Source organism: Yinghuangia seranimata, assembly GCF_029953285.1.
Lineage (GTDB): Bacteria > Actinomycetota > Actinomycetes > Streptomycetales > Streptomycetaceae > Yinghuangia > Yinghuangia seranimata.
Window position 1 is genome coordinate 308,975 of sequence record NZ_JASAOI010000014.1, and the last position, 13,633, is coordinate 322,607.

Below are 13,633 nucleotides of genomic sequence, written 5' to 3' on the forward strand. Positions count from 1 at the left end.
TGCCGCCCCGGTGGAAGTAGGCGAGGTCGTCATGAGCAACGAGCAGGAGACGATGCCGTCCCCGTCGCCCGACGGGGTGTACGCGGTGCCCAGCACCCGTGCCGCACGGCACCGGCGGATCGTGGACCTCCTGACCCGCAACCGGGTCAGGTCCCAGGGCCAACTCGCCCGTCTGCTCTCCGACGACGGCCTCGCCGTCACCCAGGCCACGCTGTCGCGCGACCTCGACGAGCTCGGCGCGGTGAAGATCCGCGACGGGGACGGCGCGCTCATCTACGCCGTCCCCGCGGAAGGCGGCGACCGCACCCCGCGGGTGCCGCTCGAGGAGTCGGTCAACGAGGGCCGGCTGGCCCGGCTGGCCACCGAGCTCATGGTCTCCGCGGAGGCCTCGGGCAACCTCGTCGTGGTGCGCACCCCGCCCGGGGCCGCGCAGTTCCTCGCCTCGGCGATGGACCACGCCGAGACCCGCGAGATCCTCGGCACCATCGCCGGGGACGACACCATCCTGCTGGTCTGCCGGGACCCGGAGGGCGGCGCCGCACTGGTCGCCCACCTGATCTCGCTCGCCGAGGGCCGCGGCCAGCCCGCGAACGACTAGCACGACATCCGGTCCGCACCGCACGTCCCGGCGGTACCACGGGCCGAAGGCAGAGCAGAGAGAGTAGGCAACACGTGACGAACGAGCAGGAGACCACGCGGCTGTGGGGCGGCCGGTTCTCCGACGGCCCGAGCGAGGCGCTGGCCAAGCTGTCCGCGTCGGTCCACTTCGACTGGCGGCTCGCGCCGTACGACATCGCGGGCTCGCGCGCGCACGCCCGCGTGCTGCACAAGGCCGGGCTGCTGAGCGACGACGAACTGGCCCGCATGCTCGAGGGGCTGGACCTCCTCGAGGCCGACGTCGCGGCCGGCGTCCTGGTCGGCACCATCGAGGACGAGGACGTGCACACCGCGCTGGAGCGCGGCCTGCTCGAGCGCCTCGGCCCCGAGCTCGGCGGCAAGCTGCGCGCCGGCCGCTCGCGCAACGACCAGATCGCCACCCTCGGCCGGATGTACCTGCGGGACCACGCGCGCACCATCGGCGCGCTGCTCGCCGACCTCCAGGAGGCGCTGGTCGAGCAGGCCGCCGCCAACATGGACGTGGCGATGCCGGGCCGCACCCACCTGCAGCACGCGCAGCCGGTGCTGCTCGCGCACCACCTGCTCGCGCACGTCCAGGCGTTCGCGCGCGACGCGGACCGGCTGCGCGACTGGGACCGCCGGGCCGACGAGTCCGCGTACGGCTCGGGCGCGCTGGCCGGCTCGTCGCTCGGCCTCGACCCCGAGTCGGTGGCCCGCGACCTGGGCTTCTCCGCGTCCGCGGGGAACTCGATCGACGGCACCGCGAGCCGGGACTTCGCCGCCGAGTTCGCGTTCGTCACGGCGATGCTGGGCGTCAACCTCTCCCGGCTCGCCGAGGAGATCATCATCTGGAACACGAAGGAGTTCTCCTTCGTGACCCTGCACGACGCGTTCTCGACCGGCTCGTCGATCATGCCCCAGAAGAAGAACCCGGACATCGCCGAGCTCGCGCGCGGCAAGTCCGGTCGGCTGATCGGCAACCTGACCGGCCTGATGGCGACCCTCAAGGCCCTCCCGCTCGCGTACAACCGCGACCTGCAGGAGGACAAGGAGCCGGTGTTCGACAGCATCGACACCCTCGAGGTGCTGCTGCCGGCCTTCACCGGCATGGTGGCGACGCTGCGCTTCCACCGCGAGCGCCTCGAGGAGCTGGCTCCGGCGGGCTTCTCGCTGGCCACCGACATCGCCGAGTGGCTGGTCAAGCAGGGCACGCCGTTCCGCGTCGCGCACGAGGTCGCGGGCGCGTGCGTCAAGTACTGCGAGCCGCGCGGCATGGAGCTGTGGGACCTGACCGACGAGCAGCTCGCGGAGATCTCCCCGACGCTGACGCCCGAGGTCAAGGGCGTGCTCACGGTGCTCGGCTCGATCCGCTCCCGCGACGGCCGCGGCGGCACGGCGCCGTCGCGTGTCGCCGAGCAGCTCGAGGACCTGCGCGGGAACCTCAAGACCCAGCGGGCCTGGGCCGCGCGCGACTGACGTCCGACGGTCGGCCGGCACCCGCGTGCGGTGCGCGCGGGTGCCGGTGACCGACGCCGTCAGCCGGAGATGACCTTGGCGGTGCTGCCGAGGTAAGCGATGGCGCCGTTGCGCACCTCGTAGAGGAACGTGCCCTTGCCCTGGTACTCGCCGGTGGCGGGATCGAAGGCGTAGTCGCGGACGGCGCCGTGGTACTTCGCGGCGCGCAGGCCGGTGAACAGGTTTTCGCGGCTGACCGGGTTCCGGGCGTTGCCGAGGCGCTTCATCGTGTCGACGATGAGGCCGACCGCGTCGTACGCCTCGGCCGCGTACGGCGGCGGCGGGGAGCCGAACGCGGCCTTGTAGTCGGCGGCGAACCCGGCCAGGGCGGGCTCCGCCGCGGCGTCGACCGACGAGTCGATGATCTGCCAGCCTTCCGCGGCCCCACCCGCGAGCGTGACGAACTGCGGGTCGGCGAGGCCGTTGGGGCTGAAGCACCGGCCGGTATACCCGGCGGCCTTGAGCTGCTTCGCGAACGGGCCGCCCTGGTCGGCGAGGCCCAGGTACACCATCGCCGGCGCGCCGGACGCGAGGACCTTCGCCACCTCGGCGGAATAGTCGGCCTTGCCGTGGACGACACCGATCTCGTCCACGATGCGCACGCCGCCGCGGCTGAGCACCTTGTTCAGCCCGGTGAGCACGGAATCCGCGTACTCGAAGCCCTCGGTGCAGACCACGACGGACGCGGGCTTCACCTTCGCGAGCAGGTAGGCCCCGAGGTCCTCGCCCTGCGCGGTGTTGCTGGGCAGCCCGCGCTGGAACCACGGGCGGTTGTCCGCCGCCAGGGCCGTGTTCGTCGCGCCGGGCGTGACCATCGGCAGTCTGCCCGCGCTCAGTGCGTTCGCGGCGGTTTTGACCGTGGCACTGAACAGCGGGCCGACCAGCGCGACGATGGCGGAATCGGACGTGAACTGCCGCACGATGGCGTCCGCCTTCGTGGAGTCTCCCGCGTCGTCGCCCTCGACGAGCTCCAGCTGGAACGGCAGCCCGGTGTCGCGGCCGGCCTGCGCGACGGCGAGCTTGGCACCGTTGCGGGCAGCGGTGCCCATGTCGGCGTTGGAGCCGGTGAGCGGACCCTGGAAGGCCAGCTTGAACAGCGGTTTCGGGCCGGTCGGAGTACCACCGGCCGCACCGGCGGGGACGGGACCGCCCGACCCACTGGCCTTGGCCGGGTTCTTACCGCCGCCCGAGCGCGTGGTGAGCCAGGCCGTGACCCCGCCCGCCGCGGCGAGGCCTGCGGCGGTACCGCCGATGAGCAGCCGTCGACGCGTCAGGCCCGGCCGCTCCCGCACGTCGGGGGCGGGCGACGGCGGCGCGGGGGTGGGCGGGACGGGCGGGGGAGGAGGCACCGGCCCGCGCCACAGCGTCTCTGTGCCCTGCACGTCCTCGGCGGGCGGCGTGGGCGGGACGGAGTCCGGCGGCGGCGGGATCGGCGGAGCGGACGCGGCGGGTCCGGTCTCGGGGGTGGCGGCCGTGGACGTCGGCAACTGCGGGGGCGGCGCGGATCGGTGGTCCTGCACGGGCTCGCGCGGGGAGACGGCGCCCGGGACCGCCTCGCCTGGGAGCGGCGGGGAGACGGCGGCGGTGTCGGGCTGCGGGGAGGGGTGTTCCGCGACTGGCGTCGGGGGTGGTGTCAGGCCGGTGTCGTCGGGTGGGGTGGTGTCGAGGTCGAGGAGAGCCGAGCTGCGTTCGGCGATGGCGTAGGTGATGGGCGGGGGGAGCCAGCCGCCGTGGGCCGTCGCTCCGCTCGGGCCCTCGGCGAACGCCATCAGCTCGGCGGGGGCGGGGCGTTCGTGTGGGTTCTTGCGCAGGCAGGCGGTGACGAGCGGAAGTAGGGAGCTCGGGACCGCGGTCAGGTCGGGCGCGGTGTGGACGACGCGGTAGAGCAGCGCGGGCGTCGAGCCGGTGCCGAACGGGCCCTGGCCGGTGGCGGCGAAGACCAGGACGGCGCCGAGGGAGAACACGTCGGACGCGGCCGTGATGTCGCGGCCGTCGGCCTGTTCGGGGGACATGTAGCCGGGGGAGCCGATCGTGAGGCCGGTGCCGGTGAGCGCGGTCTCGTCGGCGGCGCGGGCGATGCCGAAGTCGATCAGCCGCGGGCCGTCGAGGGCCAGCAGGACGTTGGACGGCTTCAGGTCGCGGTGCACCAGCCCGGAGCCGTGCACCTCGGCGAGGGCCGCGGCGAGTCCGGCGGCCAGCACCCGCACCGCCGGTTCCGGCAGCGGGCCGTGCCCGGCCACGGCGTCCGCGAGCGAGGGGCCGGGGACGTAGGCGGTGGCCAGCCACGGCGTCGGGCCGTCCGGGTTGGCGTCCGTCACGGGCACCACGTGCGCGCCGGACACCCGTCGGGCCGCGGCGACTTCGCGCCGGAAGCGGGCGCGGAAGTCGGCGCTGTCGGCGAGTTCGGGCCGCACCACCTTGAGCGCCACGGCCCGTCCGCCGGTCGAACGCGCCAGGTACACGCGCCCCATGCCGCCCGCCCCGAGGCGGCCGAGCAGCCGGTAATCGGCCAGTTGTGACGGATCCTCGGAGTGCAGCGGCTGCACGCGTTTTCCCTTCCCCCGGGTGCGGATGTTCGCGAAGTGTCATCGTGTCACCGGTCGTTCGGTTTCCCGCCGGTGACCTCGCACGTTGCGCTTCCGTTTCGTTGTTGTACCGGATAACTGGTCGGTCATGAGCGGAAGTAAAGGTTCCGGCCCTATATGTGAATTCGCCGTTACTACTCGCGAGTGACTGTGTTCGCTCCGTTGATTCCGTACTACTGTCGGGCGTGCCGGATCGGCGCAGGGTCGCCGCCGCACCACCGTGTGTGATCGTCCGCGCCTCGAGCCCCGCTCCGACCAGGGCCGCGCCGCCATTCCGCTGGGGAGGGGATCCCGCAATGCTCGACCGCTTGCGCCGGATACGTTCCGAGGGCGAGAAGTCCGCGTCGATGTTGTCCGACATCCCGGTCGGCGCGGTGCTGCGCAGTGTGCCGCGGTCGGTCGGGTTCGGAGTGCGGTCCTACGTACGGTCGTTGCGCGCGGAACGGCGCAACTACCCCGACATGCCCACGGTGTTCCCCACACCGGGGCTCGTCTCGGCGGCGTTCCTCGACGAGCTCGTCGTCGCGTTCATGTCCACCAGCCGCCTGTCGCCGGGCCCGGAGGAGGCGCTCCGGATCCGCGACGAGGTCGCCGAGGCGCTCGGTAAGTTCCGCGCGGAGACCTACCTGGACTCCCCGCACCTGTTCCACCCCGAACCACCGCCGCTGACCGACCCGGTCATCCGGGGGAAGCTGTACGGCACCATCAGCTACGAGCAGCTCTCCTTCGACAGCGGCTACACCCCCTGGCCCGGCATCCCCGGTGCCTCGCGGTGGCAGTCGGCCGGCGCGAACCAGCGCGTCTGGGCGTACGTCCTCCGGCACCCCGGCAAGCCCCGGCCGTGGGTCGTCAACCTGCACGGCTTCGGCATGGGCAGACCGGGCGACCTGGCCGCGTTCCGATCCCAGAAGACACACCGCGACTTCGGTGTGAACGTCCTGCACGTGGTCCTGCCGATGCACGGGCCGCGCAAGGCGTCGCGCACGCAGGACGCGCCGTTCATCTCGTTCGACTACCTCGGCAACGTGCACGGCCTCGGACAGGCCGTGTGGGACGTGCGCCGCGCGATCGACTGGGCGCGGAGCCAGGGCGCGACCAAGGTCGCCGTCCACGGGCTCTCGCTCGGCGCGTACGTCGCCGCGCTGCTCGCGGGGCTCGAGGACCTGGACTGCGTGATCGTCGGCGTGCCGTCGGTGGACATGGCGTGGGTCATGTCCCACCACGTGCCGGACGACATCCGGCGGGAGGTGCAGGCCGCGGGGCTGCTCGGCGACGAGGCCGAGACCGTGCACCGCGTCGTCTCACCGCTCGCCGTCACACCGCGGGTGCCGCTGGAGCGCCGGTTCGTCTACGCCGGCCTGGCCGACCGCATGGCCACGCCGCAGCAGGCGTACCGGCTCTGGAAGCACTGGGAGGAACCGTCCGTCTGCTGGTACCGCGGCTCGCACATCGGGGCGATGTGGAACCGGCAGACCCGCCGCTTCATCGAGGATGCCCTGACGTCGTCGGGCATCGGGAGGAGGAACACCTGGTGAAGCTCTCCGGTCTGGACTCGGCCTTCCTGGCACTGGAGTCGGAGACCTGGCCGATGCACGTCGTGTGCCTCACCGTCGTCGACGCGTCGTCGACGGACGGCCGGATCGACCACGAGTCCTTCAAGAAGACCCTCGCGGAGCGGCTGCCGCGGCTGCCGCTGCTCAGCCGCAAGCTGGTCCAGAGCCCGTGGGGGCTGTCCCGCCCGCACTGGGTGCCGGACCCCGACTTCGACTTCCGCAACCACGTGTACCGCGCCACCGTTCCGGCCCCCGGCGGGCGCCGTGAACTCGCCGAGCTGGCCGCGCAGATCTACCGGCACCGGCTGGACCGCGACCGGCCGATGTGGGAGTGGTGGGTGGTCGACGGGCTGGAGAACAACCGCATCGCCCACCTGTGGAAGGTGCACCACGCGTGCATCGACGGCCGGGCCGGGGCGTCCATGCAGGAGGTCTTCTTCGATGCGGACCCGGACGGCGCCGCCGCGCGCGACCTCGTCCCGCTGCCGATGCCGGACGAGGAGGACCCGCTGCCCGAGGGCTTCGCCCGGGTCGCCGAGATGGCGAAGTCCGTGGCGGGAACGCCGGTGCGCCTCGTCGGGCAGCTCGGCTCGACCGCGCAGGGCGTGGTGTCCGCCGCGATGACCGGGCGGCTCGGCCAGGCGATGCCGTTGAACATGCCGCGCACCCGGTTCAACGGGACGGTCGGCAAGGAACGCTCGTACGGCTTCTGCACCGTGTCGCTGTCCGACGTGAAGGCGGTCAAGAACGCGTTCGGCGTCAAGGTCAACGACGTCGTCCTCGCGATCGTCGCGGGGGCGATGCGCGACCAGCTCGCCGCCTTCGGCGAGACACCCGAGAAGCAGCTGGTGGGGACCGTGCCGGTCGACGCGACCAAGGGCGACACGCGGTCGAGCGGCAACCTCATCACCGGCATGCTCGTCGGCCTGTCGACCGACGTCGACGACCCGGCCGAACGCCTGCTGTGCATCCACGAGAACGCGCTCGCCTCCAAGGCCGTGCAGGGCGCGCTCGGCAACGACCTGCTGACCAACCTGGCCGACACCCCACCCCCGGCCGTGCTGAGCCTCGGCGGCGACCTCTTCCGCTCCGCGAAGGTCGCGACGCTGCTGCCCCCCATCTGCAACGCGGTCATATCCAACGTTCCAGGGCCCCGGGCGACGCTGTACTCGCAGGGGCAGAAGGTGGAGGCGTTCCACTCGATGGGCATAGTCGCAGACGGATTCGGCCTCTTCGTCGGAGGCATGAGCTACGACGACCAGATCGACATCGGGGTGCTCGCCGACCGTGCGATGCTGCCCGACCCGTTCGCGCTCGCCGACAGCATCGTCGAGCAGCTCAACGTGCTGCTGAAGGCGGCGCACGAGTTCGGCCCGGTGACCGAGCGTCCCGCGCCCGAGACCGTCGACGCCGAGCCCGAGGTCCTCGACGCGAAGCCCGAGACCGTCGACACCGAGACCGACAACACCGAGCCCGGCACCGCCGACGCCCCCAAGGCTCCGACGAGCCCGAAGGCGACCGCTACGACGCCCGCGTCCGGCACCCGGCGCACCGCCGCGCGTACCGGCGGCACCCGCACCGCCGGAACGCGCGCCAAGACGACCGCCCGCACCGCGGCCACCGGTGCGCGCAAGCCGGCGGCCCGCAAGCCCTCCGGATCGCGCGCCGCGGCCGTCGAGCGGAGCGGTGCCCCCGCCCCGCAGGCCGGCGCAGCGCAGATTCCGGCGCAGGCCACGGCCGCGAACCGGTCCGACGCGCAGCACGCGGAGCCGAGCCGTCCGTCCGCGCCCGCGACCGGGGTGTGAGGCCGCGGTGAGCGACGCACAACTCGTACCGCAGGACGCCACCGCCCTGGTCACCGGCGCCAATTCGGGCCTGGGGCTGGCGACCGTCCTGGAACTGGCCCGGCACGGCGTCCGCGCGGTGGGCACCGTCCGCTCGGAGGAGAAGGCCGCCAAGGTCCGGGCCGCCGCAGAGGAGGCCGGGGTCGAGGTCGAGACCCGGGTCCTCGACGTGACCGACGCGGCCGGATGCAAGGACGTGGTCGCGGACGTCCGCCCCGACATCCTGGTCAACAACGCCGGCAGCACCTGCTACGCGCCGGTGGCCGACGTCATGGAGGAGGAGGCCCGGCACCACCTGGAGACGGCGGTCTTCGCCCCCACCCGGCTGGCCCGGCTCGCGCTCCCGCTCATGCAGGAGCGCGGGTGGGGCCGGGTCGTCCAGGTCTCGTCGGTGGCCGGCAAGGTGACCTACCCGCTCATGGGCTGGTACCAGGCCGGCAAGCACGCGATGGAGGCGCTGTCGGACGCGATGCGCCTGGAAGTGGCCGGATCCGGCGTGTCCGTCGTGGTGGTCGCGCCCGGCGGCTTCCGCAGCGGCATCAGCGAGGACATGGCCGATGTCGCGCACCGCTACCGGGGTTCGAAGTACGCGACCGCGTTCCGCCGTCTGGACCTGGGGTTCACCCTCGTGCAGCCGTTCTGGAGCGATGTCGACGAGGTGGCCCGGGTGATCGCGCTCGCGGCCACCGAACCGAGTCCGCGCGGCCGTTACGTGGTGGGCCGGGACGCCCAGGTGTCGCTGCTGTTCTCGCGGCTGGTCGAGAACTTCGCGGCCGCGGTGGAGTTCCGCGACCGCGCGGTGCGGCGGCTCATCGGAATGCCGTAAATGCGGGTGTGCCGGATGCCTTGACCCGGGTAGAAGAAGACGAAACGTCGTGTGGAACAGTGACCGAACACAGGGCGGCGGGCAGGTTGCGCCCCCCGTGGACTCGCTTCACACACGGCAAATCAGGGCGAACAGGGCTCTGTGCCGTCGGGGGAGCGCCGAGATCCGGCGCCCCCCGACGACACATGCCCGGACATCATGGGGAGCACCGGATGGGGCAGAACGTCAGGATCGGCGCGGCGGACGTATCCGACGCCGAGCAGATCCTCAAGCTGCAGTACCTCTGCTACCAGGGCGAGGCCGCCCTGTACAACGACTACGGCCTCGCGCCGCTGACCCAGAGCCTGGAGAGCCTGACCGCCGAGTTCGCGACGCACGTCGTGCTGGTCGCGCGCCTCGGCGACGAGGTCGTCGGCTCGGTGCGCGGTGTCGTCGAGGACGGCGTGGCCCGCATCGGCCGGCTGGTCGTGCACCCGCGCCTGCAGGGCCACGGCCTGGGCACCCGGCTGCTGCACGCGGTCGAGGCCAAGCTCCCGGGCGCCACGTCGTACGAGCTGTTCACCGGCCACCGCAGCGAGGACAACCTGCGCCTGTACGCGCGCCTGGGCTACGCCGAGTCCCGCGTCGAGCGGATCGGCCCGCGCCTGAGCCTGGTGTACCTGACGAAGTCCGCCGCGCTCGCGGCCTGAACCACTCCGGGTGGGCGCGAACCCTCACGCGTTCACACCTTGGAAACATCTCGGGAAAGCCCCGGTGGCCTGTGAAGTCATGGCTGCCGGGGCTTTTCGCGCTCGAACCGGGTGCGGGTGATTTCCCAACATCCCCGATGGTCTGATTTAATCGTCCGCATGTTCATCACGGCACAGATCCGCGCGACCGAGGCTATCGCCCCGGCCTGTCGCTGTATGTGTCGAATGTGTCGAATGCGCGGCTGCTGAAGCACTGATCTTCAGCACCGGGTGAGCGCCCTCCTGTCGGCGCCCCGGGCCCGTTCGCACGCACTGACGAATTCCGCCCGTACCGCGCCCTGACGGCTTTCCGTCGGGCTCCCGCCTGCGCCTGCGCCTGTCCGCGGGGGCCGCGGTCCCCGAGCAACCTGGACTCCACGGTGATCCGTACCACTGCCCTGACCAAGGTCTTCCGGTCCCGCGACCGCGAGGTGACCGCGCTCGACCACGTCGACCTGCACGTGGCCGAGGGCGAGATCTTCGGCGTGCTGGGCCGCAGCGGGGCCGGCAAGAGCACGCTCATCCGGACCGTCAACCTGCTCGAACGCCCGACCTCCGGAACCGTCGAGGTCGCCGGCCGCGAGCTCACCGCGCTGTCCGCCGGGCGACTGCGCGCCGAGCGGCGCCGGATCGGCATGATCTTCCAGCACTTCAACCTGCTGAGCAGCCGCGACGTCGCGGGCAACGTCGCGGTGCCGCTCGAGATCGCCGGCGTCGGCCGCGCCGAGCGCACCCGCAAGGTCGGCGAGCTGCTCGACCTGGTCGGCCTGTCCGCGCACGCCAAGGCGTATCCGGCGCAGCTGTCCGGGGGCCAGAAGCAGCGCGTCGGCATCGCCCGCGCGCTCGCCAACGACCCCCGCGTGCTGCTGTGCGACGAGGCCACCTCCGCGCTCGACCCCGAGACCACCCGGTCGATCCTCGACCTGCTCCGCGACCTGCGCTCCTCGCTCGGCCTCACCATCCTGCTGATCACCCACGAGATGGACGTCGTCAAGACGGTCTGCGACTCGGCCGCACTCATGGAGGCCGGCCGCGTCGTCGAGTCCGGCAGCCTGACCGACCTGCTCACCCGGCCCGACTCGCGGCTCGCCCGCGACATGTTCCCGCTCGGCCTGTCCGCCGACGGCACCGGCGGCACGGTCGTGGACATCACCTTCCGCGGCGCCGAGACCGCCCAGCCGTTCGTGTCGACGCTCGCCCGCACGTACAACGTCGACGTCAACATCCTCGGCGCGGCCGTCGAGACCGTCGCCGGACGCCAGGTCGGCCGCATGCGCATCGCGCTCGACGGCACGTTCGAGCAGAACGTCGTGCCGATCGGCTACCTGCGCGAACAGGGGCTGCAGGTCGACGTCCTCGGACAGGACACGGCAGCGCGCCCGTTCCCCGGGCCGACCGCCTCGGACTCCGATTCCGCCTCCGCCGTCTCGGCCACCGCCGGAAAGGACGCCTGACATGCCCTGGGACGAACTGCGCCCGCTGCTCTGGACGGCCACCCAGGAGACCTTCTCTATGGTCGGCTGGACGATGCTGTTCACCGTCGCGGTCGGCCTGCCGATCGGCGTCCTGCTCGTGCTCACCGACAAGGGCGGCCTGCTGAACGCCCGCTTCGGCGCCGCCTCACCGGTCACCGCGCTCAACCGGGTGCTCGGCCTCGTCGTGAACGTCGGCCGCTCGTTCCCGTTCCTCATCCTCCTGGTCGCGCTCATCCCGTTCACCCGCTGGGTGATGGGCCTGTTCGGCCAGGCGACCGCGATCGGCACCGACGCGATGGTCGTCCCGCTGACCGTGGCCGCGATCCCGTTCTTCGCGCGCCTGGTGGAGACCTCGGTGCGCGAGGTCGACCGCGGCCTGGTCGAGGCGGCGCAGGCGATGGGCGCGTCGGTGCCGACCGTCGTGCGCAAGGTGCTGGTCCGCGAGGCCCTGCCGTCGCTGGTGGCCGGCCTCACCACCACCACGATCGCCGTCATCGGCTACTCGGCGATGGCCGGCGTGATCGGCGCGGGCGGCCTGGGCGACCTGGCCATCCGCTACGGCTACAAGAACTTCGATGACCGGACGATGACGGTGACCGTCGTCCTCCTGATCGTCATCGTGCAGGCGGTCCAGTTCACCGGGGGCTTCGTGTCCCGCCGGCTGAACCACCGCTGAGAACCCCACCCAAGAAGGAAGGCACTCTTCGTGCGCAAGATCATTTCTCTCGCAGCGGTCGGCACCCTCGCCCTCGGGCTCGCGGCGTGCAGCAGCGACTCCGGTGACGACAAGAAGTCCGACACGCTGAAGGTGGGCGCCTCCGCGGTGCCGCACGCCGAGATCCTCGACTACATCAACAAGAACCTGGCGTCGAAGGAAGGCCTCAAGCTCGACGTCAAGGTCTTCGACGACTACTCGCTGCAGAACCCGGCGCTGGACGACGGCAGCATCACCGCCAACTTCTTCCAGCATCAGCCCTACCTGGACAAGTACAACCAGGAGAAGGGCAAGGACCTGGTCGGCGTCACCCGCGTCCACCTCGAGCCGCTCGGCGTCTACTCGCACAAGGTGAAGGCGCTCGCCGACATCAAGGACGGCGCCACCGTCGCCATCCCGAACGACGGCACCAACGCGGGCCGCGCGCTCAAGCTGCTCGCCGACAACGGCGTCATCAAGCTCAAGGACGGCGTGGGCGTGCTCGCCAAGGAGAGCGACGTCACCGACAACCCCAAGCACCTCAAGTTCAAGGCGCAGGACGCCGAGCTGCTGCCGCGCACCCTCGACGACGTCGACGCCGCGGTCATCAACGGCAACTACGCGCTGCAGGCCAAGCTGACGGTCAAGGACGCGCTGGTCGCGGAGAAGGCCGAGGGCAACCCGTACGCGAACATCCTCGTCGTGAAGAAGGGCCACGAGAACGACGAGAACGTGCTGAAGCTGAAGAAGCTGCTGAACTCGCCCGAGGTGAAGAAGTTCATCGAGGACAAGTACCAGGGCAGCGTCATCCCGGCGTTCTGATCCGAACCCGGAAGGTGGATCCGGCGCGTTCCGTTTGCGGGCCCGCCCCGCTGCCCCCGTGGGCCCCCGGCGGGGGGGCCTGGGTCCCGCCCCCCGCGCCGGTGCGCACCGTCCAGTACACGTCGGTCACGTACGGGAGTTCGACGTGGTCGCGGCCGCGGGTCTCCGGATGCCCGTCCAGGACGTCCTCGACCTCGCGGCGCACCCGCGCCTGCTCGGCCGCGTCCAGGCACGCGATGTGGCTGCTGGACAGCATGCGGTCGATCACGCCCTCCCGCGACATGCGGTGCGGGTTCGCGAAGTGCCGCTCCTGCAGGCCGCCCCAGCCGGGCCGGGCGGTGAGCGTCGCGCGCCACGTCCCCTCGCGGTGCGACGGCAGCCCGGCCGGCGCGCGCCGCATATAGATGTCCTGGTAGTCGCGCACCCACGGGACGTCGTCGTCGTACGTGTTCCACACCAGGCCCAGACCGCCGCCCGGCGCCAGCACGTGCTCGACCTCGCCCAACGCCGCGTCGCCGTCGAACCAGTGCCAGGCCTGCGCGGCGACCACCGCGTCCGCCGAACCCTCGGGCAGCCCGGTGCGTTCGGCCGTTCCGTCCGCGACCTCCACCGACGGCAGCAGCTCCGCGAGCCGCCCGCGCATCGCGGCGACCGGCTCGACCGCGACCACCCGGGCGCCGGTCAACGCCAGCAGCCTGGTGAACAGGCCCGTGCCGGCGCCGAGATCGACGACCGTGCGGCCCGCCTCCAGGCCCAGCGCGTCGCTCAGCTCCGCCAGTGCGGGCAACGGATAGGAAGGCCGCGCCCGTTCATAGACGTCGACAGCGCGCGTGTAGCCGGTCCTTGCGACCTCGTGAGCCCCCACGCGCCGACGCTATCAGCCCGAACGGCCGCATCGGCGCAGGTGGAACGGATTTCGTGCGGCCGTCCCCGGGCGTTAACCCGAACCGGTGACGAGCCGGCTCCGCGCGCG

General features: G+C 72.0%; 11 protein-coding genes. 9 read left to right on the top strand and 2 right to left on the bottom strand.

Annotated elements, in window-relative coordinates; genetic code table 11:
* The first annotated feature begins 31 nt into the window (after positions 1–31).
* Together QI554_RS11050 and argH are read left to right on the top strand one after the other, a co-directional pair.
* Positions 32–598: an arginine repressor gene (locus tag QI554_RS11050; protein WP_281468625.1), complete on the top strand. Its 567-nt coding sequence runs from the start codon at positions 32–34 to the stop codon at positions 596–598.
* A 74-nt stretch (positions 599–672) separates the two neighbouring features.
* The gene (gene argH, locus QI554_RS11055; protein ID WP_281468627.1) at positions 673–2,094 is read left to right on the top strand and encodes an argininosuccinate lyase; all 1,422 of its coding nucleotides are present in this window, start codon (positions 673–675) and stop codon (positions 2,092–2,094) included.
* 59 nt (positions 2,095–2,153) lie between these two features.
* Here argH and QI554_RS11060 read toward each other — a convergent pair whose 3' ends face one another.
* Positions 2,154–4,679, bottom strand: coding sequence for an ABC transporter substrate-binding protein (locus tag QI554_RS11060; protein WP_281468629.1), 2,526 nt, complete (start codon positions 4,677–4,679; stop codon positions 2,154–2,156).
* Between the two features lie 335 nt (positions 4,680–5,014).
* Here QI554_RS11060 and QI554_RS11065 point away from each other — a divergent pair, with 335 nt between their 5' ends.
* From QI554_RS11065 to QI554_RS11095, 7 genes are all read left to right on the top strand, one after another.
* The gene (locus tag QI554_RS11065; RefSeq protein ID WP_281468631.1) at positions 5,015–6,253 is read left to right on the top strand and encodes an alpha/beta hydrolase family protein; all 1,239 of its coding nucleotides are present in this window, start codon (positions 5,015–5,017) and stop codon (positions 6,251–6,253) included.
* Complete coding sequence (locus QI554_RS11070) at positions 6,250–8,076, top strand: WS/DGAT/MGAT family O-acyltransferase (RefSeq protein ID WP_281468633.1); 1,827 nt, start codon at positions 6,250–6,252, stop codon at positions 8,074–8,076. The genes QI554_RS11065 and QI554_RS11070 overlap by 4 nt, the downstream gene beginning before the upstream one ends.
* A 7-nt stretch (positions 8,077–8,083) precedes the next feature.
* Positions 8,084–8,941, top strand: a complete 858-nt coding sequence (locus QI554_RS11075) for an SDR family NAD(P)-dependent oxidoreductase (protein WP_281468635.1) — start codon at positions 8,084–8,086, stop codon at positions 8,939–8,941.
* A gap of 212 nt (positions 8,942–9,153) precedes the next feature.
* Positions 9,154–9,630, top strand: a complete 477-nt coding sequence (locus QI554_RS11080; protein ID WP_281468637.1) for a GNAT family N-acetyltransferase — start codon at positions 9,154–9,156, stop codon at positions 9,628–9,630.
* Positions 9,631–10,049: 419 nt separating this feature from the next.
* Positions 10,050–11,123, top strand: coding sequence for a methionine ABC transporter ATP-binding protein (locus QI554_RS11085; protein ID WP_281468639.1), 1,074 nt, complete (start codon positions 10,050–10,052; stop codon positions 11,121–11,123).
* Between the two features lies 1 nt (position 11,124).
* On the top strand, positions 11,125–11,820 hold the full coding sequence (locus QI554_RS11090) for a methionine ABC transporter permease (RefSeq protein WP_281468640.1): 696 nt from the start codon (positions 11,125–11,127) through the stop codon (positions 11,818–11,820).
* A gap of 30 nt (positions 11,821–11,850) precedes the next feature.
* Positions 11,851–12,660 carry a MetQ/NlpA family ABC transporter substrate-binding protein gene (locus QI554_RS11095; protein WP_281468641.1) on the top strand — a complete coding sequence of 270 codons (810 nt, stop codon included), beginning with the start codon at positions 11,851–11,853 and terminating at the stop codon, positions 12,658–12,660.
* On the opposite strand, the gene QI554_RS11100 is transcribed toward QI554_RS11095, so the two are convergent.
* The gene (locus QI554_RS11100) at positions 12,644–13,525 is read right to left on the bottom strand and encodes a class I SAM-dependent methyltransferase (protein WP_281468643.1); all 882 of its coding nucleotides are present in this window, start codon (positions 13,523–13,525) and stop codon (positions 12,644–12,646) included. The genes QI554_RS11095 and QI554_RS11100 overlap by 17 nt on opposite strands.
* Positions 13,526–13,633: the final 108 nt, after the last annotated feature.

Bases quoted from the DNA above. Each gene is read 5' to 3' on its own strand.
- QI554_RS11050 (WP_281468625.1), top strand. From the start codon at position 32: ATGAGCAACGAGCAGGAGACGATGCCGTCCCCGTCGCCCGACGGGGTG.
- QI554_RS11065 (WP_281468631.1), top strand. From the start codon at position 5,015: ATGCTCGACCGCTTGCGCCGGATACGTTCCGAGGGCGAGAAGTCCGCG.
- QI554_RS11080 (WP_281468637.1), top strand. From the start codon at position 9,154: ATGGGGCAGAACGTCAGGATCGGCGCGGCGGACGTATCCGACGCCGAG.
- QI554_RS11090 (WP_281468640.1), top strand. From the start codon at position 11,125: ATGCCCTGGGACGAACTGCGCCCGCTGCTCTGGACGGCCACCCAGGAG.